Source organism: Gilvibacter sediminis, from assembly GCF_028561565.1.
In the GTDB taxonomy this organism is placed as follows: domain Bacteria; phylum Bacteroidota; class Bacteroidia; order Flavobacteriales; family Flavobacteriaceae; genus Gilvibacter; species Gilvibacter sediminis.
In genome coordinates this window covers 470,407-495,056 of the sequence record NZ_JAQQTE010000004.1, presented here as the reverse complement: position 1 = coordinate 495,056, position 24,650 = coordinate 470,407, and the positions used below count along the sequence as shown (strand labels likewise).

The 24,650-nt window shown below is 42.7% G+C and carries 25 protein-coding genes; 16 read left to right on the top strand and 9 right to left on the bottom strand.

Features of this window, described 5'->3' with window-relative positions; genetic code table 11:
- Positions 1 to 12 precede the first annotated feature (12 nt).
- Positions 13 to 1,116, bottom strand: coding sequence for a M14 family zinc carboxypeptidase (locus tag POW22_RS09515; RefSeq protein ID WP_272832429.1), 1,104 nt, complete (start codon positions 1,114 to 1,116; stop codon positions 13 to 15).
- 281 nt (positions 1,117 to 1,397) lie between these two features.
- Here POW22_RS09515 and POW22_RS09510 point away from each other — a divergent pair, with 281 nt between their 5' ends.
- Positions 1,398 to 1,781: a helix-turn-helix transcriptional regulator gene (locus tag POW22_RS09510; protein WP_272832428.1), complete on the top strand. Its 384-nt coding sequence runs from the start codon at positions 1,398 to 1,400 to the stop codon at positions 1,779 to 1,781.
- A gap of 25 nt (positions 1,782 to 1,806) precedes the next feature.
- Positions 1,807 to 2,217, top strand: a complete 411-nt coding sequence (locus tag POW22_RS09505; RefSeq protein ID WP_272832427.1) for a DNA topoisomerase IV — start codon at positions 1,807 to 1,809, stop codon at positions 2,215 to 2,217.
- Here the strand turns inward: POW22_RS09505 and POW22_RS09500 are convergent.
- On the bottom strand, positions 2,214 to 4,889 hold the full coding sequence (locus POW22_RS09500) for a DNA gyrase/topoisomerase IV subunit A (RefSeq protein WP_272832425.1): 2,676 nt from the start codon (positions 4,887 to 4,889) through the stop codon (positions 2,214 to 2,216). The two genes, POW22_RS09505 and POW22_RS09500, sit on opposite strands and share 4 nt — an antisense overlap.
- A 27-nt stretch (positions 4,890 to 4,916) precedes the next feature.
- Positions 4,917 to 6,770 carry a DNA topoisomerase IV subunit B gene (locus POW22_RS09495; protein WP_272832424.1) on the bottom strand — a complete coding sequence of 618 codons (1,854 nt, stop codon included), beginning with the start codon at positions 6,768 to 6,770 and terminating at the stop codon, positions 4,917 to 4,919.
- Between the two features lie 291 nt (positions 6,771 to 7,061).
- Between POW22_RS09495 and POW22_RS09490 the strand changes: the two genes are divergently transcribed.
- Entirely contained in the window at positions 7,062 to 7,592 is a 531-nt protein-coding gene (locus POW22_RS09490; protein WP_272832423.1) for a hypothetical protein, read from the top strand.
- Here POW22_RS09490 and ychF read toward each other — a convergent pair.
- From ychF to POW22_RS09470, 4 genes are all read right to left on the bottom strand, one after another.
- Entirely contained in the window at positions 7,589 to 8,683 is a 1,095-nt protein-coding gene (gene ychF / locus POW22_RS09485; protein ID WP_272832422.1) for a redox-regulated ATPase YchF, read from the bottom strand. The genes POW22_RS09490 and ychF overlap by 4 nt on opposite strands.
- Positions 8,684 to 8,752: 69 nt before the next feature.
- A complete protein-coding gene (locus POW22_RS09480; protein ID WP_272832420.1) occupies positions 8,753 to 9,550 on the bottom strand; it encodes an alpha/beta hydrolase in 798 nt (265 codons plus the stop codon).
- Positions 9,543 to 10,409 carry an alpha/beta hydrolase gene (locus tag POW22_RS09475; protein WP_272832418.1) on the bottom strand — a complete coding sequence of 289 codons (867 nt, stop codon included), beginning with the start codon at positions 10,407 to 10,409 and terminating at the stop codon, positions 9,543 to 9,545. The genes POW22_RS09480 and POW22_RS09475 overlap by 8 nt, the downstream gene beginning before the upstream one ends.
- Positions 10,410 to 10,511: 102 nt before the next feature.
- Positions 10,512 to 10,859, bottom strand: a complete 348-nt coding sequence (locus POW22_RS09470) for a 4Fe-4S dicluster domain-containing protein (RefSeq protein ID WP_272832417.1) — start codon at positions 10,857 to 10,859, stop codon at positions 10,512 to 10,514.
- Between the two features lie 59 nt (positions 10,860 to 10,918).
- On the opposite strand from POW22_RS09470, the gene POW22_RS09465 reads away from it, so the two are divergent.
- The 9 genes from POW22_RS09465 (at position 10,919) to POW22_RS09425 (ending at position 19,006) form a co-directional block, all read left to right on the top strand.
- The gene (locus POW22_RS09465) at positions 10,919 to 11,950 is read left to right on the top strand and encodes an acyl-CoA reductase (RefSeq protein ID WP_272832416.1); all 1,032 of its coding nucleotides are present in this window, start codon (positions 10,919 to 10,921) and stop codon (positions 11,948 to 11,950) included.
- 72 nt (positions 11,951 to 12,022) lie between these two features.
- Positions 12,023 to 13,090, top strand: coding sequence for a 3-phosphoserine/phosphohydroxythreonine transaminase (serC, locus tag POW22_RS09460; RefSeq protein ID WP_272832414.1), 1,068 nt, complete (start codon positions 12,023 to 12,025; stop codon positions 13,088 to 13,090).
- 18 nt (positions 13,091 to 13,108) lie between these two features.
- A complete protein-coding gene (locus POW22_RS09455; protein WP_272832413.1) occupies positions 13,109 to 14,062 on the top strand; it encodes a D-2-hydroxyacid dehydrogenase in 954 nt (317 codons plus the stop codon).
- Positions 14,063 to 14,186: 124 nt separating this feature from the next.
- Positions 14,187 to 14,837 (top strand): DUF937 domain-containing protein, encoded by a 651-nt coding sequence (locus POW22_RS09450; protein WP_272832412.1) that lies wholly within the window; start codon positions 14,187 to 14,189, stop codon positions 14,835 to 14,837.
- A gap of 119 nt (positions 14,838 to 14,956) precedes the next feature.
- Positions 14,957 to 15,361, top strand: a complete 405-nt coding sequence (locus tag POW22_RS09445; protein ID WP_272832411.1) for a DUF6146 family protein — start codon at positions 14,957 to 14,959, stop codon at positions 15,359 to 15,361.
- Positions 15,361 to 15,663, top strand: coding sequence for a DUF6787 family protein (locus tag POW22_RS09440; protein WP_272832410.1), 303 nt, complete (start codon positions 15,361 to 15,363; stop codon positions 15,661 to 15,663). Before POW22_RS09445 ends, POW22_RS09440 begins: the two co-directional genes overlap by 1 nt.
- Entirely contained in the window at positions 15,660 to 15,980 is a 321-nt protein-coding gene (locus POW22_RS09435) for a hypothetical protein (protein WP_272832409.1), read from the top strand. The genes POW22_RS09440 and POW22_RS09435 overlap by 4 nt, the downstream gene beginning before the upstream one ends.
- Positions 15,981 to 16,019: 39 nt before the next feature.
- A complete protein-coding gene (locus tag POW22_RS09430) occupies positions 16,020 to 18,422 on the top strand; it encodes a TonB-dependent receptor (protein ID WP_272832408.1) in 2,403 nt (800 codons plus the stop codon).
- Between the two features lie 20 nt (positions 18,423 to 18,442).
- Positions 18,443 to 19,006, top strand: a complete 564-nt coding sequence (locus POW22_RS09425; RefSeq protein WP_272832407.1) for a type 1 periplasmic binding fold superfamily protein — start codon at positions 18,443 to 18,445, stop codon at positions 19,004 to 19,006.
- A 53-nt stretch (positions 19,007 to 19,059) separates the two neighbouring features.
- On the opposite strand, the gene POW22_RS09420 is transcribed toward POW22_RS09425, so the two are convergent.
- Both POW22_RS09420 and folE read right to left on the bottom strand, forming a co-directional pair.
- Positions 19,060 to 19,368 (bottom strand): hypothetical protein, encoded by a 309-nt coding sequence (locus tag POW22_RS09420; RefSeq protein ID WP_272832406.1) that lies wholly within the window; start codon positions 19,366 to 19,368, stop codon positions 19,060 to 19,062.
- A 53-nt stretch (positions 19,369 to 19,421) separates the two neighbouring features.
- Positions 19,422 to 20,018 carry a GTP cyclohydrolase I FolE gene (folE, locus tag POW22_RS09415; RefSeq protein WP_272832405.1) on the bottom strand — a complete coding sequence of 199 codons (597 nt, stop codon included), beginning with the start codon at positions 20,016 to 20,018 and terminating at the stop codon, positions 19,422 to 19,424.
- A 169-nt stretch (positions 20,019 to 20,187) separates the two neighbouring features.
- On the opposite strand from folE, the gene POW22_RS09410 reads away from it, so the two are divergent.
- The 4 genes from POW22_RS09410 to POW22_RS09395 all read left to right on the top strand — a co-directional run bounded on the left by POW22_RS09410 (position 20,188) and on the right by POW22_RS09395 (position 24,625).
- Positions 20,188 to 22,596, top strand: a complete 2,409-nt coding sequence (locus tag POW22_RS09410) for a DUF5916 domain-containing protein (protein WP_272832404.1) — start codon at positions 20,188 to 20,190, stop codon at positions 22,594 to 22,596.
- Between the two features lie 62 nt (positions 22,597 to 22,658).
- Positions 22,659 to 23,315 (top strand): ABC transporter ATP-binding protein, encoded by a 657-nt coding sequence (locus POW22_RS09405; protein WP_272832403.1) that lies wholly within the window; start codon positions 22,659 to 22,661, stop codon positions 23,313 to 23,315.
- Entirely contained in the window at positions 23,315 to 24,082 is a 768-nt protein-coding gene (locus POW22_RS09400) for a TIGR02757 family protein (RefSeq protein ID WP_272832402.1), read from the top strand. Before POW22_RS09405 ends, POW22_RS09400 begins: the two co-directional genes overlap by 1 nt.
- A gap of 42 nt (positions 24,083 to 24,124) precedes the next feature.
- Positions 24,125 to 24,625 carry a hypothetical protein gene (locus tag POW22_RS09395; RefSeq protein ID WP_272832401.1) on the top strand — a complete coding sequence of 167 codons (501 nt, stop codon included), beginning with the start codon at positions 24,125 to 24,127 and terminating at the stop codon, positions 24,623 to 24,625.
- Positions 24,626 to 24,650 lie beyond the last annotated feature (25 nt).

Genomic DNA, 24,650 nt, shown 5'->3' with positions numbered 1-24,650 from the left:
GTTGCAGATTTTCTAATGACTGTACTTTTTTAGTACATAATCAGCAATAAATGAAGACCAATCTTCTTGATTCAAACGTTTGAGTTCGCTATTTAACTCAGGATCATTTTCATAGCGATGCGCAAATTCTGGATTTGGTGTATCTGCACCTATTAACTCAGCCTTAAAGCGAATTACACCCTCAAAGAGCGATTCCTTATATTGAATATAAAGGTCTTTAGCGTCGTGAACATCACTCGGCAGCACATCTTTTAAAATCAGATCACAATAATTAATCTCATTTTCAGGCAGTTCCAAATAAGCGGCAACTGTTGCATCGCTGTCAATGACTGGCTGCGGACTACACAATTCGTCAAAAAGTACCGTATAGGCCTTCTGAATTAGGGCTGCTGTGTTGTTGCGCGTATAGTCTTGTTGGTAGTGGCCAGCTTCAAAGAGAATGGTGGGTACGCCTTGTTGCGTACAATAATCTCCGAGACAATTGCCGTTGAAAGTATCGTCATACCTCCCGATCTGCTGCCCTAAGTCTTCATGAAGCACCGCGGTCATACAGTTAATAAGGCGCATGGCCTCTAAACGAGCTGGGGTAATGGAGCGCTGATCATCTGCCGCTGGTGCTAAAAAAGACAATACTGCAGGGTTTTCACTCCCTGTGAGCCCATAAATACTGCGTTGTCCATGTAAATTCAAGCACAGGTCCGGCTTAAAGCTGTTGAATACTTCTCTAAATACCAGACTTTCTGGCTGCGATAAGTCTTGAGCATCTCTGTTTAGATCAACCTCATTGGCGTTAAGTCGCGTATAGGCAGCAGCTCCGTCAGGATTCAGCATGGGAATAACACAGAGCTCCAGATGCTTGGCAAGTTCATTTCCAAGCTCACTATTGACCAAGGTCTGTAAATAATGCAGTAAAGCTTTCGTGGTGGTGGTTTCATTTCCGTGCATTTGCGACCACAACAAAATCTTTTTGGGACCCGAACCGAAATTCAATCTGTAAATGGATCTTCCTTTAACAGATTTGCCGAGAACAGATAAGGAAAAATTAGCGTCTTGCGCAAAGCTTTTCAGTGCTGATAAAATGTGATCTGGAGCTAAATAACGCGCGATAAATTCCACAGTGATTCTTGAATTAGTTACAAATGTAAACAATCAATAAATTACAAATGTAAACAGCGCTTTCATTCAATTTGGTTACAATCGTAAACATGTTTATTGGAGCTAATCCATCCAAATAGAAAAAACTAATGGAGACATCTACAGAGTAATTTATATGACTGCATATAAGCATGTTATAATAGTTTGCTTAAATGTTTATTTCATATAAAATTGTGAGCTTAGTGTTAAAATTGAAACAATTCACTGGGTAAAACGTTACATTTGTAACACGTCAATTAATTATGGTCAACACAGAAGCATTCTCCAAACGTTTAAAGCAGATCATGGATTATTACAGCCTGAGTTCTGCAGGATTTGCCGAGGCAATTGGCGTGAATCGTTCCAGCATCTCTCACCTACTTTCTGGACGTAATAAACCAAGTCTAGATTTTGTCATCAAGGTGGTAGAATCTTTTGAGGAAGTTGAGTTGTATTGGTTGCTCAATGGGAAGGGAGATTTCCCTAATTCAGGATCGCCCTTAAAAACTGTTGCCACTATTCCATCTAAACCGAAGGAGATCGAATCGGAAGCAATTGAAACTAACGCGAACCACAAGGACGGAGAAATAGAACATATCATCATCTTTTACAAAGACGGAAGTTTTAAAAAATACCGACCGTATTAAGCCGCTTTTTCACGAAATTTGCAAAGTGAAAAAGATCGTACTCCTATCCTTAGTATTTAGTCTGGTGTTTGCGTGTCAAGAGCCGGAGCGCCGATGTCCGGATTTTAAGACGGGTACCTTTACTTTTGAAGAGTTTGTCGGCGGAGAGCTCAAGCAAACCACCTTTGTTCGCAATGACAGTATTGAGATCGATTATTACGACCAAACCATAGATACCTTTAGTATTCGCTGGATCAACGACTGTGAGTATATCATGAAGAATCTGCGTCCCAAGAATCAATCAGAGGAGCGTCCGGTACATTTCAAGATCCTAAAAACAGAAGGTGACACCTACACTTTTGAGTATTCCATGGTGATTAAAAAGAATAAAGCAAGCAAACGTTATGTGCGCCAAGGCACAGCTAAGAAAGTAAGCGAAGCCACTTCACGCAATTAAAAGAGTGTAGTTTGCCCTTCGTCATCAGCACCTGCTGTTTGGTCAGGCTTTGAATCCCCTGATGAATCTTCAGTCTTTTTAGCGGCAGCAGTTTCTGGTGCAGTTTCTGAAACGTCTTGTTGATCCACTACCTCCATCTCTTCTGCAGGAACCTCTTCTGGCTGCTCATAGGGTAATGGTTCCATGGGGTTTATTTCCAAAACCTTGTCTTTGGTTAATTGGTTGCCCATGGCGCTAATCCCTTTAACTGCTATAAATTCCTCCAGATTGATCTCCAGGTTTTCCTTGCGATCCTTTCCACGTTTTTTAGCAAATACAACTTCTGCCTGCGGGCGATGATCTGTAAAGATGCATTCCAACTGAGAATCGGGATGATCTCCAATGATGCTTTCTTCTCGCTCTGGATTTTCAATCAAGAAACGCTTTACATAAAATAGCTCCTTACTGCCTTCCCAATAAATGGCGGTAAGCGGTTTTTTTGGATCCCATTTTTCTAGAACGATCATATCAGAATCGAAATGCAGAGTCATTTCTGGAATAACGGTTTTAACCATCCCCTTCTGATTTACTATAAGTAAGCGATCTTCACTTCTAAAATCGCCTAAAAACTCCCCACGACCGTCCACATTGAGACGTTGCACGGTGTCGTCAAACCAGATCTTACGGGGCTTTAAGGTGGATAAGCCTTTTTCCTTAAGCTCTATACGCTTTACAGGATACTTGCTTACAATATTTCCTTTGGAGTTTCTACCCTTCACCAATTGATCGGCAAAGTCTAGGTCAAACTTGAGCTTTTTGATACTACCCGATTGACGCAGAAGCACGGTTACTATCTCCGCCTCACCATTCGGATTAGCTGTAAAATAAAGTACTTTACTTCCTTTGTTGCCCGCAGTTAGGTCGTAATGTTTGTCTCTGGTTATGGCTGTTACAGCAAAGCGCTTTACATAAGTGGATCCACGAGTACCGTCCTTGTAGATCATATTGTAAATGGTGCGCTTGTCCTTTTTCTTGAAGACTGCAACGTGAATAATGCCTTTTCCAACAAAGGTTTTGTTATCTACCTTGGTGACCATCATTTGGCCGTCCTGCGTAAATACAATGATGTCGTCAATATCAGCACAATCCGTCACATATTCATCACGACGCAAAGAAGTACCAATAAAGCCCTCTTCCCGATTCACGTAAAGTTTAGTGTTCCTGATAACCACTTTAGTGGCCTCGATGTCTTCAAAGACGCGGATCTCCGTTTTGCGCTGCTTACCCGTAGCATAGGTCCTCTTTAAGCGTTTGAAGTAATCTATGGCATACTCAATAAGATGCTCCAAATGGTGCTTTACTTGAGCGATCTGCTCCTCTAAAGCTTCTATCTTTTGTTGTGCCTTATCAATATCGAATTTGGAGATGCGTTTGATGCGGATCTCTGTAAGACGCGTGATGTCTTCTGTGGTCACCGCACGCTTTAAATGCTTGATGTGCGGCTTTAGTCCTTTGTCTATGGCCGATATTACGCCGTCCCAGGTTTCTTCCTCTTCAATGTCGCGATAGATACGATTCTCAATAAAGATCCGTTCTAAGGAAGCAAAGTGCCACTGCTCCTCCAGCTCACCCAATTGAATCTCCAATTCGCTTTTAAGCAACTCCACGGTCCTGTCTGTGGAACTTCTGAGCATTTCTGAGACTCCGACAAAAAGCGGACGGTTGTCTTCAATGACACAGCCTAGAGGCGAAATAGAGGTTTCACAATTGGTGAAGGCATACAGCGCATCAATGGTTTTGTCTGGTGAGATTCCGTTTGGCAAATGCACCAAGATCTCCACGTCTGCAGCCGTATTGTCTTCAATTTTCTTAATCTTGATCTTTCCCTTATCATTCGCTTTTAATATCGAATCGATCAAAGAAGAGGTCGTAGTTCCAAAAGGAATCTCCGTGATGACCAAGGTGTTCTTTTCGTATTGACTGATGCGCGCTCTACTGCGGATCTTTCCACCGCGTAAACCGTCATTGTAGTTGGTGAAATCTGCGATTCCTCCTGTTGGGAAATCAGGCAGAATTGTAAATCGCTTTCCTTGTAGATGTTTAATAGAAGCGTCAATGAGTTCTATAAAGTTGTGCGGCATGATCTTAGTAGAAAGTCCTACTGCAATACCTTCTGCGCCTTGAGCTAGCAGCAGCGGAAACTTTACCGGCAAATGAATGGGTTCCTTTTTACGCCCGTCATAAGAAGATTGCCAATCTGTGGTCTTAGGATTGTAAACCACATCCAAAGCAAATTTAGATAGTCGTGCTTCTATATAACGAGAAGCTGCTGCACGGTCTCCAGTGAGTATGTTTCCCCAGTTACCTTGAGTGTCTATCAGCAGATCCTTTTGCCCGATCTGCACCATGGCATCTGCAATAGAGGCATCTCCGTGTGGGTGATACTGCATGGTATGTCCTACAATATTAGCCACCTTGTTATAGCGTCCATCATCCAAATCTTTAAGTGAATGCATGATACGACGCTGTACGGGTTTAAAACCGTCTTCAATTGCAGGTACTGCACGCTCCAGGATTACATATGAAGCGTAATCCAAGAACCAATCTTGATACATCCCGGTTACCTTAGTGATGGTATCCTGTGGGTCTTCAGGGCTTAATTCTTCTCCGTTTAAAGGGCTTTGGTCACTCATATAGTATTGCGGGCTAGTGCTATTGGATTAATCCTCTACACGATCCAATTCAACCTTTAGATTATTGATAATAAATTCTTGACGGTCCGGGGTGTTCTTGCCCATATAGAAGCGGAGCAAGTTTTCAATGGACATGGCTTTATCCAGCATTACAGGGTCCAAACGGATATCGTTGCCTATAAAATGCTGGAATTCATCCGGAGAGATCTCCCCCAATCCTTTGAATCGGGTGATCTCAGGTTTTGGTTTGAGCTTTTCAATGGCGTCAATGCGCTCTTGCTCTGAATAGCAATAAATGGTCTCTTTTTTATTGCGAACCCGAAATAGCGGCGTTTGAAGGATGTACAAATGGCCTTCTTTGATCAGTTCTGGGAAGAATTGCAAAAAGAAGGTGATCAGCAGCAAACGTATGTGCATTCCATCCACATCGGCATCCGTAGCAATAACAATATTGTTGTACCTTAAGTCTTCTAAGGACTCTTCAATGTTCAAGGCCGCTTGCAGGAGGTTGAATTCTTCGTTCTCATAAACGATCTTCTTACTCATGCCGTAGGAGTTTAAGGGCTTTCCACGTAGAGAAAATACCGCCTGTGTATTCACATCACGACTTTTGGTAATACTACCACTTGCCGAATCACCCTCGGTAATGAAAAGCGTAGATTCCAAACGACGGTCTTTTTTGAGGTCTCCTAAATGTACTCTACAGTCTCTGAGCTTTTTGTTGTGCAGACTGGCCTTTTTAGCGCGTTCCTTGGCGAGCTTACGAATCCCAGAGAGTTCTTTGCGTTCGCGTTCGGCCTGCATGATCTTGCGCTGTAGCTTCTCTGAGGTCTCTGGATTTTTGTGTAAGAAGTTATCGACCTGCGTCTTGACAAAATCATTGATATACGTTCTTACTGTAGGCAGCCCCTCTCCCATTTCTGTAGACCCTAATTTAGTCTTGGTTTGGGACTCAAAGACGGGCTCCATCACCTTAACACTGATCGCCGCTACTATACTTTTGCGAATATCACTGGCATCATAGTTCTTGCCGTAGAATTCACGAACAGTCTTTACTATTGCCTCTCTAAAGGCCGCTTGATGCGTTCCTCCCTGCGTGGTGTTCTGACCGTTAACAAAAGAGTGATACTCTTCGCTGTACTGGGTTTTGGAGTGCGTAATGGCCACTTCAATATCATCGCCGCGCAAATGAATGATGGGATACAGCATATCCTCATTGTTCATATTGTCTTCCAACAGATCCTTTAGCCCATTAGCAGAATGATATTTTTCACCGTTGAAATCAATAGTAAGGCCTGGGTTGAGATACACATAGTTCTTGAGCATCTTGGCCACGTATTCCGAACGGTACTTATAGTTCTTAAAAATCTCCGGATCTGGAACAAAGCTTACTTTAGTTCCCTTTCTACGGGAGGTATCTTCTACAGGCAGGTCTTCAACCAACTCGCCATGGGCAAAGGCCGCGGCTTTGATCTGCTGATCACGCACAGATTCTACACGAAAACTGGTTGAAAGCGCATTAACCGCCTTAGTACCTACTCCATTCAGACCTACAGACTTTTTGAAGGCTCGGGAGTCGTATTTACCTCCAGTGTTCATTTTAGAGACCACATCGATGACCTTTCCCAGTGGAATTCCACGTCCGTAATCACGCACGTGTACTTCTTTGTCTTTGATTCGGATTTCAATGGTCTTCCCTGCGCCCATTACAAATTCATCGATACAGTTATCGATAACCTCTTTGAGCAGGATGTAAATTCCATCATCTGGTGAAGAACCATCTCCCAGCTTCCCGATATACATTCCGGGGCGCATACGGATGTGCTCTTTCCAATCCAGCGAGCGTATATTATCCTCGGTATATTGTGTCTCTTTTGCCATTAATCTGTTGTGGGAGTACTCCTGCTAATATAGGATTTCAACTGCTTTTTTAAAACGAGATCAGCCTAAAGTAATTAACAATAAGAACCTTGAAATTGTTAAGAAATACAGGGTCTAACAGCTTTTCAGTGCGAATTATTTAAGATTTTATTAACATTTCGATGGTTTTTGCGACTAATACATTAAAACCTGCTTTGAATTATGCATTCCGGTGGCGCAAATACTATCCTAAGAAACAATCGTAAGCTCCTTAAAAAACGCTCTTCGCGTTTTAAGAGTAAGCGCACCGTTATGGGTCTGAAAGACAAGGACATTGTCCGTAAAGAAGACGAGAACAAGCGTCTCACTACACTCAGTGCTTCAGAGATCAAAAACATCGGTAGACGTCTGCGTCGTAGAAGAAGAATAGAAACTGCAATTGTGCTGATTCTTATTTTAGGTGCCCTACTGTTTATATTCAGCAGTTTTGGTTCTGCGGATGCCGTAAAGGTTCCAGATGTAGTGAGTACTTGTACTACCTCTGCAGTAGTACTGCCTATTTCAAACAATCAAACCGATTTGCAAGAACTGGCTGAAGATCCTCAAGTGCAATATCGTGAGGTAAGGGCAGAACACTATTTGTCCTTTGGCGTTGATTTTTATAGATCAGGCGCCTATTTAAGAGCGCAGGTCATGTTTGAAAAGGCCTTGTTCTACGCGCCAGAGCACTGTCATGCACAAGATTGGCTAAAGACTACTCAAAAGAAGATCGAAAGTATTAAAAAAGAAAAGCGAAAAGCTCGGGGAGAAACTCGTTATATGTCAGATTACGCCAATCGTTAGACATTGAAACGGAACAACATCACGTCGCCGTCTTTCACCACATAGTCTTTTCCTTCAATGCCGAGCTTACCAGCCTCTTTGACCTTTTCACGAGAGCCCATGGCCTCATAATCTTCATAGGCAATGACTTCCGCACGGATAAAACCTTTCTCAAAGTCTGTATGGATCACTCCTGCCGCCTCTGGAGCAGTGGCTCCTACTGCAACAGTCCATGCGCGAACTTCCTTCTCTCCTGCAGTGAAGTAGGTTTGCAGGTTGAGAAGTTTATAAGCTCCACGGATCAATTTAGACGCTCCAGGTTCTTCCAAACCAATATCGTCTAAAAACATTTGACGTTCTTCATAATCGTCTAGTTCGTTGATGTCCGCCTCAGTGCCCACAGCCAATACGAGCACTTCCGCATTTTCTGAAGCTACTGCCGCCTTCACCTGCTCTACATAAGCGTTTCCGCTAACTGCACTAGACTCGTCTACATTACAAACATACATTACCGGTTTGTCAGTAATGAGCTGTAATTGATCAATATAGGCTTCGCGAGCGTCCTCTGGCACCTCAATAGCACGTACAGAATTACCAGCTTCTAAACCTTCTTTGATCAAGTTGAGCGCTGCTTCTTCTTTTTGAGCTTCTTTATTACCTGTTTTTGCTGCACGCTTTACTTTTTCCAAACGTTTCTCAACAGTTTCTAGGTCTTTAAGTTGGAGCTCAATGTCAATGGTCTCCTTATCGCGAACCGGATCTACAGAACCGTCAACGTGAACAATATTATCGTTATCAAAACAGCGCAATACGTGAAGAATAGCGTCTGTCTCTCTAATGTTTCCTAAGAATTGGTTGCCGAGCCCTTCACCCTTACTGGCACCTTTTACCAAACCGGCAATATCTACAATCTCTACCGTAGCAGGAACTACGCGCTCCGGATTCACCAATTTTTCCAATACCTCCAAACGGGTATCGGGTACGTTTACCACACCTAAATTTGGTTCAATGGTACAAAACGGAAAGTTCGCACTTTGCGCTTTGGCATTGGATAAACAATTGAAAAGTGTTGATTTTCCTACGTTCGGTAATCCTACAATTCCGGCTTTCATGGGCTGTAACTAATTTGGCGGCAAAGATAAGAATTGCCCTGTATACCGCGCCATTTATACGGCCTTAATTCATCTAATGAACAAATCCAGGGATTTGTGATAAAGCTGAAACTCCCCGAGATTGTTATGCCTACCCTCTGGAATAGTGATGAATTGCACATTTGCGGGTTTGAATTCTAAGAATAAACGCTGTCCGGAGCTAAAAGGCACAACTCCATCACGGGTACCGTGTAAAATAAGGGTTGCGCAATTCACCTCTGGCGCATATTTATAGCTGGGGAAGTCATATTTAATGAGCCATTGAACCGGTAAATACCTAAAACGGGTATTGGCCACGTCTTCTATACTGTGAAAGGGTGTTTCTAAAATGAGCTGTCCCGGAGTATTTTCCGCTGCCAAAAAGGTAGACACGCTGGTTCCCAAAGATCTTCCAAAAACCAAAATATCCTGTTCCCTATATTGCTTTTTGGCATGTTCATAAAACAGCTGAGCATCACTGTATAGGGTAGCTTCTGCAGGGCTTCCACCACTTTTTCCGTAGCCGCGATAATCCATCACCATCACATCATAACCGTATTTGGTATACTGTTCTGCGATACCGCCCCAACGCGCTAAGTTTCCTGCATTTCCGTGATAATACAGAATAAGGCCTTTTGGATCAGCAACTTTAAAATGCAAGGCATTCAAGGCAACGCTGTCTGGAGTCCACAGGTTAAACTCCTCAAACTCTGTATTGAAGGCATATTTGTAATCTGCAGCCAAAGTTTGAGGCTGAAACATGATATTGTCTTGAATGAAGTACATAAATAGAGAAAAAACAGTGTAGGGAATGGTGAGAATCGCAATCCCAAAAAACAGTTTACGCATTGGCTTTGGAGCTGTGTTTTACTTTCATACTGGTGGTCTCAAGATCAATATCCGTAGGTTTGCTCATTAAAATCTCGCTGAGCATACGGTGGTAGGATTCAAAATTATTCAGGTTCTTATGCCCTCCTCCTATCACAGCATAAAGTCTTGTTCTGCTTGGATTTATCTTAGATAACTTAATGCTTGACTTAAAAGGTATGAGTTGGTCCTGAGTCCCGTGGATAATGTGGATGGGGCATCGAACATACTTCAACCATTTATAGGTTGGCATTGGATATTTTAAAATCACAGACAAAGGCATAAACGGCATATACCTTGAGGTAGTTTTTGTGAGGCTATAATATGGAGCATCCAAAATGAGCATGCGTGGATGATTCTCTGAAGCGATCTTGGTAGCGAAACCTGAACCTAAAGATCGGCCATAGATAATAATGTACTCCTCACTGACGCGCTCTCTAATTTTGTTGTAGACGTACTGCACATCTCTTTTGATAGCTTTTTGACTGCGTTTCCCAGTGCTTTTGCCGAATCCGCGGTAATCCAACATGATCACATCATAATTGTGTCGCGTAAAATCCACGGCAAACTTCCCCCAGCCTTTGATACTCTTGGAATTGCCTTTCAGGTATAAAACCACGCCGATCGGGTCTTTCACTTTAAAATGCAAGCCATTGATGATCCCGCCATCTCGCGTTTCTAAATTGTATTCCTCTACTATTTGATTTTTGTAGTAAAACTGAAAATCTTTCGGGAGCTTCTCTGGTTTAAAGAGGAAATAATCCTGCAGGTAGTACAGAATTAGGCTAATGGCCATATAAATAGCCAAAACAGTGAGGGTGATATTTAACCAGACAGGCATAAAGCGATTTGCTCTAAATTAATAAAATATGCCTAGTGGTGGTACCTTTGAGCATAAAAAAACGCCGTCAATGCGGCGTTTTTACTTTGATAATATCTTTTATTAGTGGTGCATGAAGGCTTGCTTTCCTAGAAGTGTAGCTTCATCTTCTACATTGTTCTCATCAGGAACACAGCAATCTACCGGACAAACCGCGGCACATTGAGGCTCTTCATGGAATCCCATGCATTCCGTACATTTTTCAGGTACAATGTAGTAGATCTCATCACTTATTGGCTCTTGGGTTTCATCTGCGTTAACAGCAGCTCCATTTGGCAATACTAGATCTCCACTGAGGTCTGTTCCGTCGGCATAACGCCAATCGTCGGCACCTTCATATATTGCGGTGTTTGGGCATTCTGGTTCGCAGGCCCCGCAATTGATACATTCATCGGTAATTATGATCGCCATAGCATTTTCTTTTTCTAACTTTGCGCTACAAAAATAACGCCTAAAAGCGGTAATCACAAATGGAACTGGAACTACAGAAGCGCATTGCAAGTTGGGGACAATTGGGAGCAGAATTAAAGCAAATTGTGAGTCAGGATCCTTTGCCCGATGATTTTGAGGCCTTTTTACGAACTGTTGAGTCCAAAAATGGTTGGTTTACACGGGAACAAGTGCTTCATGCCCTAAATGCTTGGACAGCAGAACTACAAGCAGATTCGCTTAAATCATGGCTCAGGCCATACGCGGTAAAAACTGTGGCTCCCAAAACCATCGCAGTAATTGCTGCGGGCAATATTCCCTTGGTGGGCTTACATGACGCCCTAAGCGTATTAATGAGCGGGCATAAACTGCAGATCAAATTATCCTCAAGTGACCCGCTGCTTCTTCCTTTTCTTTTTGATCGCTTGATCGCAATTGAGCCTGCATGGGCAGATTTCATTGAGGTGCGTAAAGATGCTGTACGTGATTACGATGCTGTAATTGCAACAGGGAGTGACAATACTGCGCGCTACTTTAGTCATTACTTTAAGGACAAGCCGCACATCATTAGAAAGAATAGAAACTCTGTTGCCGTATTGAGCGGTGATGAGTCTGAAGCGGAGCTTTCTGGTTTAGCCAATGATATTTTTAGGTATTACGGTTTAGGATGCCGATCCGTCTCCAAGTTGTTTGTTCCAGAAGGTTATGATTTTGACAAGATCTTTAAGGCGGTCTATCCCTGGAAACATCTTTTAGCTCACAAGAAATACGAAAACAACTACGATTACAACAAGGCCGTATTCTTGATGAGTCAGTTTGATTTTTTGGAGAACGGATTCTTTATGATAAAAGAAGATGCTAGCATGGCCTCTCCCATTGCCAGTGTTTTCTATGAAACTTATTCCAATACCGCTGCTTTAGAGCAAAAATTAGACGAGCAAAAAGAGCAAATTCAATGCATAGTTGGGGGTGATTCTTATGCTAATGCGATTCCTTTTGGGAAATCTCAACAACCTGGATTATCAGACTACGCAGATGGTGTGGATACCCTTGATTTCTTGTTAAAACTTTAGTTGATAATTTATTGGTTAATTAACACAGCGCGTTGACTTAATTGACATCTTTGTACTCTTAATAAAATAAGCATGCAGAAACACAATTTTAGCGCCGGTCCTTGTATACTTCCTCAATCTGTATTTCGCAAAGCTGCGGATGCCCTTATTGATTACAACGGAATAGGCTTGTCTATCATAGAGATCTCCCACAGAAGCAAGGAATTTGTCGAAGTTATGGAACGTGCGAGAAGCTTGGCCATCTCCCACCTCGGATTAGAAGGAAAAGGATATAAAGCTTTGTTTTTGCAAGGTGGAGCCAGTATGCAGTTTCTCATGGTCGCTTACAATTTGCTACAAGACAAGGCCGGATACCTAAATACAGGTACTTGGTCTACCAAAGCGATTAAAGAAGCCAAACTTTTTGGCGATCTGGTTGAAGTAGCTTCTTCTAAGGATCAGAATTTCAATTATATCCCTAAAGGTTATGAAATTCCTTCGGGATTGGATTATCTGCATCTTACTTCCAACAACACCATCTTTGGAACACAGATCAAAGATCTTCCGCAGACCGATGCGTCATTGGTTTGTGATATGAGTAGCGATATCTTTTCACGTGAGATGGATTTCAGCAAATTTGATTTGATCTACGCTGGAGCGCAAAAGAATATGGGGCCCGCCGGAACCACTTTGGTTGTAGTAAAAGAAGATATTCTCGGTAAAGTGAGCCGAACCATCCCATCCATGTTAGATTATCAGGTTCATTTAGGGAAGGACAGTATGTTCAACACCCCTGCCGTATTTGCGGTATATACCTCTATGCTTACTCTAGAGTGGCTGGAGCAGCAAGGCGGTGTTAGCGCTGTAGAAAAGATCAACAACGATAAAGCAGCCTTGTTATACGGGGAAATTGACAGAAACCCGCTATTTAAAGGTTTTGTTGCTGATGCTGCAGACCGATCCACAATGAACGCCACCTTTACCATTAATGACGATGCTCAGGCAGATCGTTTTAACGCCCTTTGGCAAGAAGCCGGAATTAATGGCTTGAACGGTCACCGCTCTGTAGGAGGTTATCGCGCCTCTATGTACAATGCCTTGCCACTTTCTAGCGTGCAAGTATTGGTAGATGTGATGCAAGAATTTGAAAGAACAGCTTAAAATAAATCAGTAGGAATAATGAAGAAGATTTTAGCCAACGACGGAATTTCGCAAAGCGGAGTCACGGCTCTAGAAGCCGCAGGCTATGAAGTGATCACCACTAAGGTGGCTCAAGAACAATTAGAGAATTATATCAATGAGAATCAGATCAGCGGTTTGTTGGTGCGTTCGGCAACCACAGTGCGCAAGGATCTCATAGACGCTTGCCCGAGTCTAAAACTAATTGGACGTGGCGGTGTTGGTATGGACAATATTGATGTGGATTACGCACGTGATAAAGGATTACATGTAATCAACACTCCAGCGGCCTCGTCTGCTTCTGTAGCGGAATTGGTTTTTGCTCACCTTTTTACAGGAGTGCGTTATCTCTACGATTCCAACAGAAATATGCCGTTGGATGGAGACACTAAATTCAAAGACCTTAAAAAGAACTACGCCAAAGGTGCGGAACTACGCGGAAAGACGCTAGGAATCATTGGTTTTGGCCGAATTGGACAGGCAGTGGCTAAAATTGCCATTGGCTGCGGTATGAATGTCTTAGCTCATGATAAGTATACCGAGTCTGCAAGTCTTCAATTGGATTTCTTTGACGGGCGTTCCATGGATTTTGAGATCAAGACCATCGCTATGGATGAAGTTCTTCAAAAATCAGATTTCATTACCCTACACGTACCTGCACAAAAGGATTACGTAATTGGCAAGGCAGAAATGGATAAAATGAAAGCAGGTGCTGCCTTGATCAATGCTGCTCGTGGAGGTGTTATTGACGAGGTTGCACTTATTGATGCATTAGATAATGGCAAACTCTCCTTTGCAGGTTTAGATACCTTTGAGGAAGAGCCTAAACCAGCTATTAAAGTATTAATGAATCCTAAGGTTTCCCTAACACCGCATATTGGAGCGGCCACTCAGGAAGCACAAGACAGAATCGGAACCGAATTGGCAGATCAGATTGTAAGCCTGCTCGGTTAAGTGTATTTAATCGGTTATTGCCAACGCTTTAACTGATTGAATTTGAAAATTTAAGGTGAGGTACTGGTTTTTGTACCTCACCTTTTTTAATTTGTAGTCAGAAATAATTCACTAAACAATAATCATGGAAGGATTAATGGATTTGCTCCAAAGCGATATGGGCAAACAAATCATAAACGGGGTTAGTTCCCAAACAAATGCATCTCAGCAACAAACGCAATCTGTGCTCTCTATGGCTTTGCCCGTACTTATGGGCGCTATGAAGCGTAATGCAGCTTCTCCAGAAGGAGCAGAAGGCCTAATGGGTGCACTCTCTGGAAAACACGACGGAAGCATCCTAGACAACCTCGGTGGCCTTTTTGGTGGTGGAGTTGATCAAAGTGTGATGGATGATGGTGCCGGTATTTTAGGACACGTATTGGGAGGTTCACAACAAAATGTGACTTCTGCCCTTTCTTCTAAATCGGGCTTGGATTCTAACACCGTCGGTAATATTTTGAAAATTGCTGCTCCTATCCTTTTGGGATATTTAGGAAAACAACAACGTCAGCAAAATGTACAATCAAGCTCTGGTCTTGGAGATCTTTTAGGTGGATTGATGGGCGGAGGAGCTTCTCAACAACCTAAGCAGCAATCTATGATTGAGTCTTTACTCGATGGTGACGGTGATGGAAGTATTTTAGATGATGTAGCTGGAATGGTATTGAATTCTGGCGGTAAGAATAAAAAAGGTGGTTTAGGCGGTTTGTTAGGCGGACTTTTCGGAGGTCGTTAGAAAAACACCTAAATTCTACAGAATAAGAGGCCTTGTGCCTCTTTTTTGTTAAAGGACGTTAAAGAAATTTAGGCGTTGCCGGCAGAATTAGTAAATTTACAGCACAATTCAAGGCAAGGATGAAATACCTTCTGGGATTTTTAATTACGGGATTACTCATTTTTAGTTGTGACAGTTACAAAGCACCGTCTCAAACGGGGCGTGGCCAAGCTTCTGTGAATGACACCGTTCGTATTGCCAATGACAGCCTAGACTATGAGATCATAATCATAGAGCCCGGCTTTTACAATTGGTTAGTAACCCAATTCCCAGAGGATTATTACACCCTGAGCTTTTTGGAGAACAGAAATTTGTTCTACGTGCAGGAATACAACCGTAGAGTGATCAATCCAAACCAATATGATTCACAATTGTATTTGTGGCAAATCGATTATCAACCCAATGTCAAATACGGCAAAGAGGTCAATTACTTACTCTACAACTGGTTCATTTATTTTCAGCAAACCTATAAGCAGAAACTGTAATGGAAAAACTGAAAGCGCGTTGGAACATCCAAGACAATTGGCAATTGACGGTGATTTTCATCGTTTTTGCTATTACCGGAAGCACTGCAGCGAAGTTTGCAGGACCTTTAGTAGAGTATATAGGGATCACCAAAGAAAGTGGAGCTTTTATCTATTGGCCCGCTAGAATCTTGTTGATCTTTCCAATTTATCAAGTTTTATTGGTTTTTTTCGGATGGTTATTTGGAGAATTTAAATTTTTCTGGAACTTTGAAAAAAAGATGCTCCGTGCATTGGGATTGTCTTTTTTAATTAAAGAATGAAACAACAGAGTTACATATCACGCTTAGCCTCCCTATTTCTCATGGGGTTATTGCTGTTCCCAGTAATGGCGCAATATGTACACGTATTTGATCTACATGAGCACGAGATCTGTTTAGAATCCAAAGTGCACATGCATGAGGACGCACCGGTTTGTGAATTGGATGATTTACGCTTGCCGCTTTTTGACGACCTGGAATTCCCAACTGTGGATCTTCCAGAAGTAAAGAAAGTTGTGGTAAGCTACCCAGACTGGATCAGCATCCCTCAATCTTCGCAAAAGAAGAGCGCTAAAGATCGCGCGCCACCCCTTGCCTAAGCACTCCGTCCTCAGGATTGTTGAATCAAGGAACTCTCAATGAATAAATTGCTTTTTACCGCAGGCCTTTGCCTGTGTACTCTTTGTGCTATAGCGCAGGATTGCCAGCTTGTTTTAAGCGGTAGTGTTATAGACAGTCATGAAAATACAGCCTTAAGTGGTGCTACGCTAAGTATCGTCGGTACTGCGCAAATCGCGTATACTGATTTAGATGGTCGCTTTTCCTTTGCGGATCTCTGCCCAGCTATCTATACGCTAGAAATTCAGCACCCAGAATGTAAAACGGAGCGCTTTGAGATCAATTTACGCAAGGATACGGACCGAACGCTTTTCATGGAACACCATTTAGAAGCCCTCAATGAAGTCCTTATTACTGGAAGATCCTTTAAAACACAATCCGAAACACAACTAAACAATACCCTAGAACTCGCTGAAATTGAAAAATACAGCAGTGGGAGTTTGGGAGATGTACTCAACACCCTTAGCGGAGTTTCCTCTTTAAACACAGGGAATACCGTAGTAAAACCCGTGATTAATGGTTTGCACAGCAGCCGCGTTAGCATTATTAATAATGGAGTGCGTTTGCAAGATCAAGAATGGGGCGCAGAACACGCACCTAATATTGATATCAATAGTGCGGGACAGATCACCGTTCTAAAAGGGGCCTCTACCCTACAGTACTCTGGAAATGCTGTTGGCGGAGTGATCATTGCAGAACCCAGACGTGTATTATTGACCGATACACTCTATGGAAAAACAATACTTACGGGGGCGACAAACGGTCGCGGAGGAAGCATTACCTCAGAATTATTCAAAGGCTACGAAAGCGGTTGGTACGGTGCCATTCAAGGTACAGCTAAGCGATTCGGGGACTTTGAAGCGCCAGATTACGTTTTGAGCAACACTGGAATTGAGGAAGGAGATTTCTCCTTAAGACTTGGAAAGAACACGATCAATTCAGGATTTGAAGCTTACATGAGCTATTTTCAAACTACTATAGGAATTTTGAGAGCTTCTCATTTGGGAGGTGCTTCAGATCAGGTGGCCGCTATTGGTAGCGACCGCCCTCTGATCATTGAAGACTTTACCTATGATATACTCGTACCAAGACAAGAAGTAAAACACTTGACTGGGAGACTCTCCTACTTCAAACAGTTTGAGAATTTAGGCAAATTGAGTTTGCAGTATGACGTGCAATGGAATCAACGTTTTGAATTTGATGTGCGTCGTGGAGATAACAGAAATCGCGCTGCTGTTGATCTAGAGCTTACCACACACAATTTTGTGGCGAGTCTAGAAAGTAAACTTACCGATGACTTTGGGATCAATACAGGACTGAACTGGATCTACCAAGAAAACGTTGCAGATCCTTCAACCGGAGTTCGCAGACTTATTCCTGATTACGAGCAATACACCCTAGGTGCCTTTGCTATTGCAGATTGGAAAGTTAGCGACCGATTGCTTTTTGAGGCAGGAATACGCTTTGATTACACTCTAATGGATGTTTTTAAGTTCTATCGTAACAGTTTTTGGGAAGGACGCGGTTACGACGAGGAGTTTGCTGATATCGTTATTGAAGAGACCGGGACTCAGGTTTTGGTGAATCCAGAATTGGAATTCAATAATTGGGCGGCTACCGCAGGATTGAATTATAAAATAGACGATTCGTATCGTTTGTATTTCAATTATGCTTTGGCTACGCGTGCTCCCAATGCTTCTGAGCTTTTTAGCGAAGGCTTGCACCACAGTGCTTCTCGTATTGAGTTGGGAGATTTAAGGTTCAACAGTGAAGTAGCTAATCGCATTTCAGTAAGTCTTGAAAAACAAGGGGAACGCTTTAGTTTTACAGCAGCTCCTTTTGTGAATTGGATAGAAGATTTTATCCTCATAGAGCCCACAGGGGTTCAGCAAACCATCCGTGGTAATTTCCAAGTTTGGGAATACCGTCAAACTGCGGCACTGCTTACCGGTGTTGATCTCGATGCAAATTATCAGTTCAACCAAAACTGGAGCACAAGGGCGCAATTCAGTCTGGTCAAAGGATACGATCAGACCAGGGATCTACCGCTTATTAATATGCCTCCTGCGAGTTTGAATAACGCCATTCGTTTTAATAAACCCGAGTGGTTCAATTTCCAAACGGGGATTGAAAGTCAATACGTGTTCAGACAAAATGAATTTCCAGATAACAACTTTACCGTTTTTGTCCCAGAGACCGATCAAAACGAACTTGTGGATGTAAGTACCCCACCTGATGCCTATCAGCTTTGGAATTGGGACGCTTCTGCCACTTTTAAAATCAATGAAAAATCCGATCTGCAGCTCGGACTACAGATCACCAATTTATTTAATACATCGTACCGTAACTACTTAAATCGCTTGCGTTATTACGCAGATGATCTAGGAAGAAACGTACGACTCAATCTTAAAATCAATTATTAATAATGTTTAACCAGAGAATTATGAAAAAGAACGTTTTATTTATCGCTTCCATCGTTGCAACACTAGTACTTAGTGCTTGTTCTAACGATGATGACAACACTCCAGAGGAAGTGAATGAGGAAGAAGTAATCACTACTTTGATCCTAACTCTAACTCCAGAAGGTGGTGGTCCAACGGTGACCTTCCAGTCTCAAGATCTTGATGGTGACGGTCCAGGAGCTCCAGTATTGACTGTTACAGGACAATTGGAGGCTAACACAACCTACACCAGTACGATCGGTTTCTTGAACGAGACAGAAGATCCAGCTGAGAACATCACCCTAGAAGTTATTGAAGAAGCAGATGAGCACCAAGTATTTTACATTGCAGGTGGTGCTTTGAACCTTACTTCTACTTACCTAGATGGTGATGGTGATGGTAACCCACTTGGAGTATTGATGGGCTTTGAAACTGGAGATGCTAGTTTGGGTAACCTTACTGTAGTATTGCGTCACGAGCCAAACAAGCCAAATGATGGAACTCTTGCAGACGCTGGTGGAGAAACAGATATCGAAGCTGTTTTCACAGGAGTGTCTATCCAATAGTGGATATTTGATTAGCCACAAAAAAGCCCCTTCAAAACGAAGGGGCTTTTTTATTATCGGTTTGCTCTTACTTTTATGGGAGTCAATTCTCCCGGATCTTCACTGTTGAACACGTAGGTGTACAACCACATCAGGGTGAAGGTTGGTATAAAGTCCAATCCAGGGATAAGCTCCTCAAGAAATACAATGACAGAGGCCATCTTCCCTTGCTTTCCTGGATACATTTTATTCATTTGCCAAGCGGCTATCGGTGCCCATACCAGATCGATCACAGTTCCGATTCCCGGTAATACCATAGTTACCATCCCTGCAGCATCTAACACCAATCCCTTGGCCAGCATTTTATATTTTAATTTACGCATAGGTATATTTTAGTTCATTTATTATCAAGCAATAAGCATACCAAATTTTGGGGCTATGAAAGCTCGTTACTGATCAGACGCAAAAACTCGCTTCTTGTTTCATTTTTTTCAAATTGACCGCGAAAACCAGATGTGGTCGTAACACTATTCTGCTTTTGAACCCCGCGCATCATCATACACATATGGCTCGCCTCAATAACTACGGCAACGCCTTTTGGTTTTAAAGTATTGTTGATGCATTCCAAAATGTCATGTGTCAAGCGTTCTTGTACCTGCAAGCGCCTTGCAAAGACATCCACTACTCTGGGTATTTTACTCAGTCCAACAATGTTTCCGTTGGGAATATAGGCTACATGTGCCTTGCCAAAAAAGGGTAAAATATGATGCTCACAGAGGGAATACAATTCAATATCCTTGACAATGACCATTTCTTCGTAATCCTCTTTAAACATGGCAGAACGCAAGATCTGCTCCGCATCCTGCTCATATCCTTGGGTCAAAAATTGCATAGCTTTAGCTGCACGTTCAGGGGTCTTCACGATTCCCTCCCGCGTAATATCCTCGCCTAGGTCTGAAATGATATCCTTGTATTTGTTTTTGATATCCTCTGTGACCGTTTGCGAATACTCTTCAAAATGTCGATACGCCATGCGCTAATAATTTTCTCTAAGCTAATCAATCCTGACAAACAATTATCATTCTTTTGACATTTCATTGGCTTTATTTAACGTTTCCTTAGTAGCCCTCCCAAAATGAGCAGAGTAGTTTTGTTAACAATCAACTGACGACCCCGCGGTGCGCCGCAAAAATTTTAACTGTATGAACTTGCGTAGCTTAACGTTATTGTTGCTGCTTTTACCTACTTTCTCGCTGTGTCAGGTCCGAAAAAACCTAGAGGCTACGCGAATAGACAACCCTCCCAAAATTGATGGAATCCTCGATGATGCAGTTTGGAGCCAGCTCCCGACCTTCAATGATTTCAATATGTATGAGCCTGGAAATGAGGGTGAGATTCCAGACGAATATCAAACCGAGGTGAAATTCGCTTATGATGACAACTATGTCTATATAGCGGCTTATCTATACGATCCGAATCCGGAAACCATTTTAACCCAGTTCTCCCAACGTGACGAGGTGTTTGTACAAGCAGATGTGTTCACAGTTGCCCTGAACACCTATAACGACGGAATCAATGAAACGCGCTTTTATATCAACAGTGCTGGGGCTATTGGTGATGCCTTTGTTTCTAATGGAAGAACCGACTTTAGTTACAATGTAGTGTTCAGCGCACGTACCTCTATGGATGACAAAGGTTGGTATGCCGAATTTAGAATCCCTTATAACGCTTTGCGCTTCCCGGAGATCGATGTGCAGGATTGGAGTGTGAATTTTTACAGAAGATTACAAACCAAAAACGAGACCCACACTTGGAATTTCATTGAGAACAGCGTGGGTAATGAAACACAATACAACGGTACCGTAAGCGGGGTGCAAGGAATTAATCCACCGCTGCGATTAACGCTTTTTCCTTTTGTGCAAGGTGTAGCTACTACTTTTGATGGTGAATCAGAAACAGAGTTTGCCGCAGGAATGGACATTAAATACGGATTGAGTGACAGTTTTACGCTCGATGCAACCTTGATCCCAGATTTTGGACAAGCCGCTTTTGATGAAGTCCGATTGAATTTGGGACCTTTTGAGCAAACCTTTGGTGAGAACCGACAGTTCTTTGTAGAAGGAATAGAACTTTTCAACAAAGGAGACATCTTCTTTTCCAGACGGGTTGGTAACGCTCCTACGGGCAGCGTTGGCCCCCTAGAAGAAAATGAACGCATCATAGAACAACCTTCCAAGGTAAATCTGCTCAATGCCTTGAAGATCTCTGGTCGAACTAAAGAAAAACTCGGCGTAGGATTCTTCAACGCCATCACGGAACGCACTTTTGCACGCATAGAAGATACGCTTACCGGAGAGCGCAGAAGAGTACTCATTGAACCCTTGGCCAATTACAACATCTTTGTTTTGGATCAGCAGTGGAATGACAACTCCTCTATTTCTTTGATCAACACCAATGTACTTAGGAACGGAAACTTTAGAGATGCCAATGTGACTGCCTTGGCCTTTGACGTTGCTGATAAGGCCAATACCTTTAGAACTTCAGGACGTGTGGTGGTGAGTAATGTAAACGAGAACAATGGCTTTAAAACAGGGCTCCGTACAGAGTTTGACATCTTTAAGACCAAAGGAAACTGGCGGTATAGATTCGGACATGATTTTGCCAATACTACGCTAGACATCAATGATCTCGGACTAAACTTTAGGAACAACTTCAACAATTTTGTAGTTGGCGGGAGCTATCAAATTTTTGAGCCCACCAAGACCTTTAACTTTTACAGGATCAACCTTACCGTTAGACATAGACGTCTTTACGAACCTGATGTACAAACGGGTAACAGCATTTTTACCAATGCCTTCTTTGTAACTCCAGAACGTTTTGCCTTTGGTGTTGATGGAAGTTACAACACAGAAAGCGATGACTACTTTGAGCCTCGTGTGGCCGGCAGATTTCTCACCTACCCTTCAAACTATGGTTTTGGGGGATTTGTCTCTTCAGATTTTAGAAAGAAATTCGCCTATGATGTGAACGTTGGCTACAGAAAGTGGGATGCCGAGCAGCAGTATCGATACAATATCAATGTATCTCCACGCTATCGCTTCTCCGATAACTTCTTGGTGGTGTGGTCTACGGGTTTATCTAAAAACGAGAACAATTTTGGGTGGATCTTCAATGACGACAACGGTATTATCATTGGTCAACGCGATTTGACCAATTTAGAGAACAGCTTAACTGCCAGCTATAACTTTGATCCTTATAAGGCGCTGGACTTGCGTTTTAGAAACTTTTGGAGTACCGCCAATCACAGCGACAATGTCTATTGGATGCTGGAGGAAGACGGCTCGAGAACCCGCACAGAATATGATCTAGCTAACCGTGACCCAGATACCAATTTCAATATTTGGAATTTGGATTTGAGCTTCCGTTGGCGTTTTGCACCGGGAAGTGAAGCTACACTACTCTATCGCAACCAGATCTTCAATGTGACCGATATGGCTAATTTGAATTATTCCGAAAGTTTGGAATCGCTCTTTGAACAGCCGGCTCAGCATACTTTGTCCCTACGCATCACCTATTTTGTAGACGTGAACAATTTTGGAAATTGGTTCTAAATGGACTTGTGGATTGCAACAGCCAAATTAAAGTTCTAATTTTACGCTTCATCACTGGGTAAATGATCCAAGCAGTCAATCTTCATAAATCTTACGCAGACCTACACGTGCTAAAAGGCGTGGACCTCCTGGTTAAAAAAGGAGAGATCGTCTCTGTAGTAGGCGCATCTGGAGCGGGAAAAACCACTCTATTGCAGCTTTTAGGTACTTTAGATCAGCCTGATTCAGAAACCACGAGCTTAAAGTTTCAGGATCAAGAGCTCAAAGGCATGAGTAAGCGTGAGCTGGCAGAGTTCCGCAATAAGCATTTAGGATTTATCTTTCAATTCCACCAATTACTTCCAGAATTCACCGCTTTAGAAAATGTGTGTATTCCTGGTTATATCGCAGGAACTCCAAAGGCAGAGGTCCAACAGCGTGCCAAAGAACTTTTAGATCTGCTTGGACTGAAAGACCGTTACGACCACAAACCCAGTGAACTCTCTGGAGGAGAACAACAACGAACAGCTGTGGCTCGTGCTTTGATCAACAAACCCGACCTCATTTTAGCCGACGAACCCTCTGGTAATCTAGATTCTGAGGCCGCAGATAAGTTGCACAAATTGTTTTTTGAACTTCGTGATACCTTGGGGCAAACCTTCATATTGGTAACCCACAACAATGAACTGGCCGATATGGCAGATCGGAAGCTCACCATGATAGACGGCAAGATCGTATAATGAATCGAACCGAACTCAAAGCGTTCTTGGATGAAAAGGCGGCTTACTACGAGCAACCAGCCTTTCTGGAACAAGACCCGATTCAAATCCCGCATAGATATACCCAAAAGGAAGACATTGAGATCAGCGGATTCTTGACTGCGGTGATCGCTTGGGGAAATCGGCTGAGTATCCTCCGCAGCGCAGACAAAATGATGCAGCTCATGGGCAATGCGCCCTATGATTTTGTTGTAAATCACCAGCCACAAGATCTAGAAAACATGGAAGGTTTTGTCCACAGAACCTTTCAGGCTGTTGATCTGCAGTATTTCCTAAAAGCTTTGCAACAGATCTATCGCCATCAAGGAGGCTTAGAGACCACTTTAGCCAAACACTATAAAGAATCGGGAGAACTACAACTAGCACTGAGCAACTTCAAAAAAGAGTTCTTTAGTTTTGATCCACCTGCTCGAAGTTTAAAACACTTACCTGATCCTATCAAAGGCTCTGCAGCCAAGCGGATCAATATGTATTTACGTTGGATGGTACGCCCTGCAGATAGAAATGTTGACTTTGGGATCTGGGATCAAATTCCAGCTGCTGCCCTTTCTTGCCCATTGGATGTACACAGTGGCCGCGTGGCACGCGCTGTAATGCTTTTAAAACGGAAGCAAAATGATGCCAAGGCCGTGGCTGAGTTGGATAAGGCCTTACGCCGATTAGACCCTTTAGACCCCGTTAAATACGATTTTGCACTCTTTGGCCTGGGTGTGGATGAAAAATTCTAGCTCCATTTGACAGTTTATGCTGCTTTTGTCGACTTAAAAAAGATGAAAGCATTACTTCTTATCAGCCTATTGGCACTGCCCTTCACCTTTTTAGGTCAAAACATGAACAACGCCAGTCTCCAAGAAATTCTCAAAGTAGAGAGCGATAGCGTTGTAGGAGCCAACGGACGTTGGCAGATCACCTACAAAGAGGCACCCATGCTTGTACTTACGGATGAGTCCAACGACAGAATGCGCATCATTATGCCCATAACCAAAGGAACCTCGCTTTCTAAAGAAATGTTACAAGCCTGTTTAACTGCAAACTTTCACACTGCTTTAGATGTAAAATACGCCCTTTCTGATGAGCTGTTGTGGGCTGTATATATCCATCCGCTGAGTCCTTTAACAGAGGCGCAACTCAAAAGCGCCTTATCCCAAGTGTATTCCGCGGCCTTGACCTTTGGCACTACCTTTTCCAGTACAGATCTACTCTTTGGAGGAGGACAAATTCTTGATGATCAGCCCGATCAAACTCCAGAATTAAACCCAAAAAGAGGCTAGTCAATCCTACCAACTCTTTAAAAAT

What these genes read in the sequence shown, in the direction of transcription:
- POW22_RS09480 (WP_272832420.1), bottom strand. Translation starts at nt 9,550, where the DNA reads ATGCGTAAACTGTTTTTTGGGATTGCGATTCTCACCATTCCCTACACT.
- POW22_RS09395 (WP_272832401.1), top strand. Translation starts at nt 24,125, where the DNA reads ATGAAAGCATTACTTCTTATCAGCCTATTGGCACTGCCCTTCACCTTT.
- POW22_RS09495 (WP_272832424.1), bottom strand. Translation starts at nt 6,770, where the DNA reads ATGGCAAAAGAGACACAATATACCGAGGATAATATACGCTCGCTGGAT.
- POW22_RS09445 (WP_272832411.1), top strand. Translation starts at nt 14,957, where the DNA reads ATGAAATACCTTCTGGGATTTTTAATTACGGGATTACTCATTTTTAGT.
- POW22_RS09475 (WP_272832418.1), bottom strand. Translation starts at nt 10,409, where the DNA reads ATGCCTGTCTGGTTAAATATCACCCTCACTGTTTTGGCTATTTATATG.
- POW22_RS09450 (WP_272832412.1), top strand. Translation starts at nt 14,187, where the DNA reads ATGGAAGGATTAATGGATTTGCTCCAAAGCGATATGGGCAAACAAATC.
- POW22_RS09430 (WP_272832408.1), top strand. Translation starts at nt 16,020, where the DNA reads ATGAATAAATTGCTTTTTACCGCAGGCCTTTGCCTGTGTACTCTTTGT.
- POW22_RS09410 (WP_272832404.1), top strand. Translation starts at nt 20,188, where the DNA reads ATGAACTTGCGTAGCTTAACGTTATTGTTGCTGCTTTTACCTACTTTC.
- POW22_RS09455 (WP_272832413.1), top strand. Translation starts at nt 13,109, where the DNA reads ATGAAGAAGATTTTAGCCAACGACGGAATTTCGCAAAGCGGAGTCACG.
- POW22_RS09425 (WP_272832407.1), top strand. Translation starts at nt 18,443, where the DNA reads ATGAAAAAGAACGTTTTATTTATCGCTTCCATCGTTGCAACACTAGTA.
- POW22_RS09510 (WP_272832428.1), top strand. Translation starts at nt 1,398, where the DNA reads ATGGTCAACACAGAAGCATTCTCCAAACGTTTAAAGCAGATCATGGAT.
- folE (WP_272832405.1), bottom strand. Translation starts at nt 20,018, where the DNA reads ATGGCGTATCGACATTTTGAAGAGTATTCGCAAACGGTCACAGAGGAT.
- serC (WP_272832414.1), top strand. Translation starts at nt 12,023, where the DNA reads ATGCAGAAACACAATTTTAGCGCCGGTCCTTGTATACTTCCTCAATCT.
- POW22_RS09465 (WP_272832416.1), top strand. Translation starts at nt 10,919, where the DNA reads ATGGAACTGGAACTACAGAAGCGCATTGCAAGTTGGGGACAATTGGGA.
- POW22_RS09470 (WP_272832417.1), bottom strand. Translation starts at nt 10,859, where the DNA reads ATGGCGATCATAATTACCGATGAATGTATCAATTGCGGGGCCTGCGAA.
- ychF (WP_272832422.1), bottom strand. Translation starts at nt 8,683, where the DNA reads ATGAAAGCCGGAATTGTAGGATTACCGAACGTAGGAAAATCAACACTT.
- POW22_RS09435 (WP_272832409.1), top strand. Translation starts at nt 15,660, where the DNA reads ATGAAACAACAGAGTTACATATCACGCTTAGCCTCCCTATTTCTCATG.
- POW22_RS09500 (WP_272832425.1), bottom strand. Translation starts at nt 4,889, where the DNA reads ATGAGTGACCAAAGCCCTTTAAACGGAGAAGAATTAAGCCCTGAAGAC.
- POW22_RS09400 (WP_272832402.1), top strand. Translation starts at nt 23,315, where the DNA reads ATGAATCGAACCGAACTCAAAGCGTTCTTGGATGAAAAGGCGGCTTAC.
- POW22_RS09405 (WP_272832403.1), top strand. Translation starts at nt 22,659, where the DNA reads ATGATCCAAGCAGTCAATCTTCATAAATCTTACGCAGACCTACACGTG.
- POW22_RS09440 (WP_272832410.1), top strand. Translation starts at nt 15,361, where the DNA reads ATGGAAAAACTGAAAGCGCGTTGGAACATCCAAGACAATTGGCAATTG.
- POW22_RS09490 (WP_272832423.1), top strand. Translation starts at nt 7,062, where the DNA reads ATGGGTCTGAAAGACAAGGACATTGTCCGTAAAGAAGACGAGAACAAG.
- POW22_RS09420 (WP_272832406.1), bottom strand. Translation starts at nt 19,368, where the DNA reads ATGCGTAAATTAAAATATAAAATGCTGGCCAAGGGATTGGTGTTAGAT.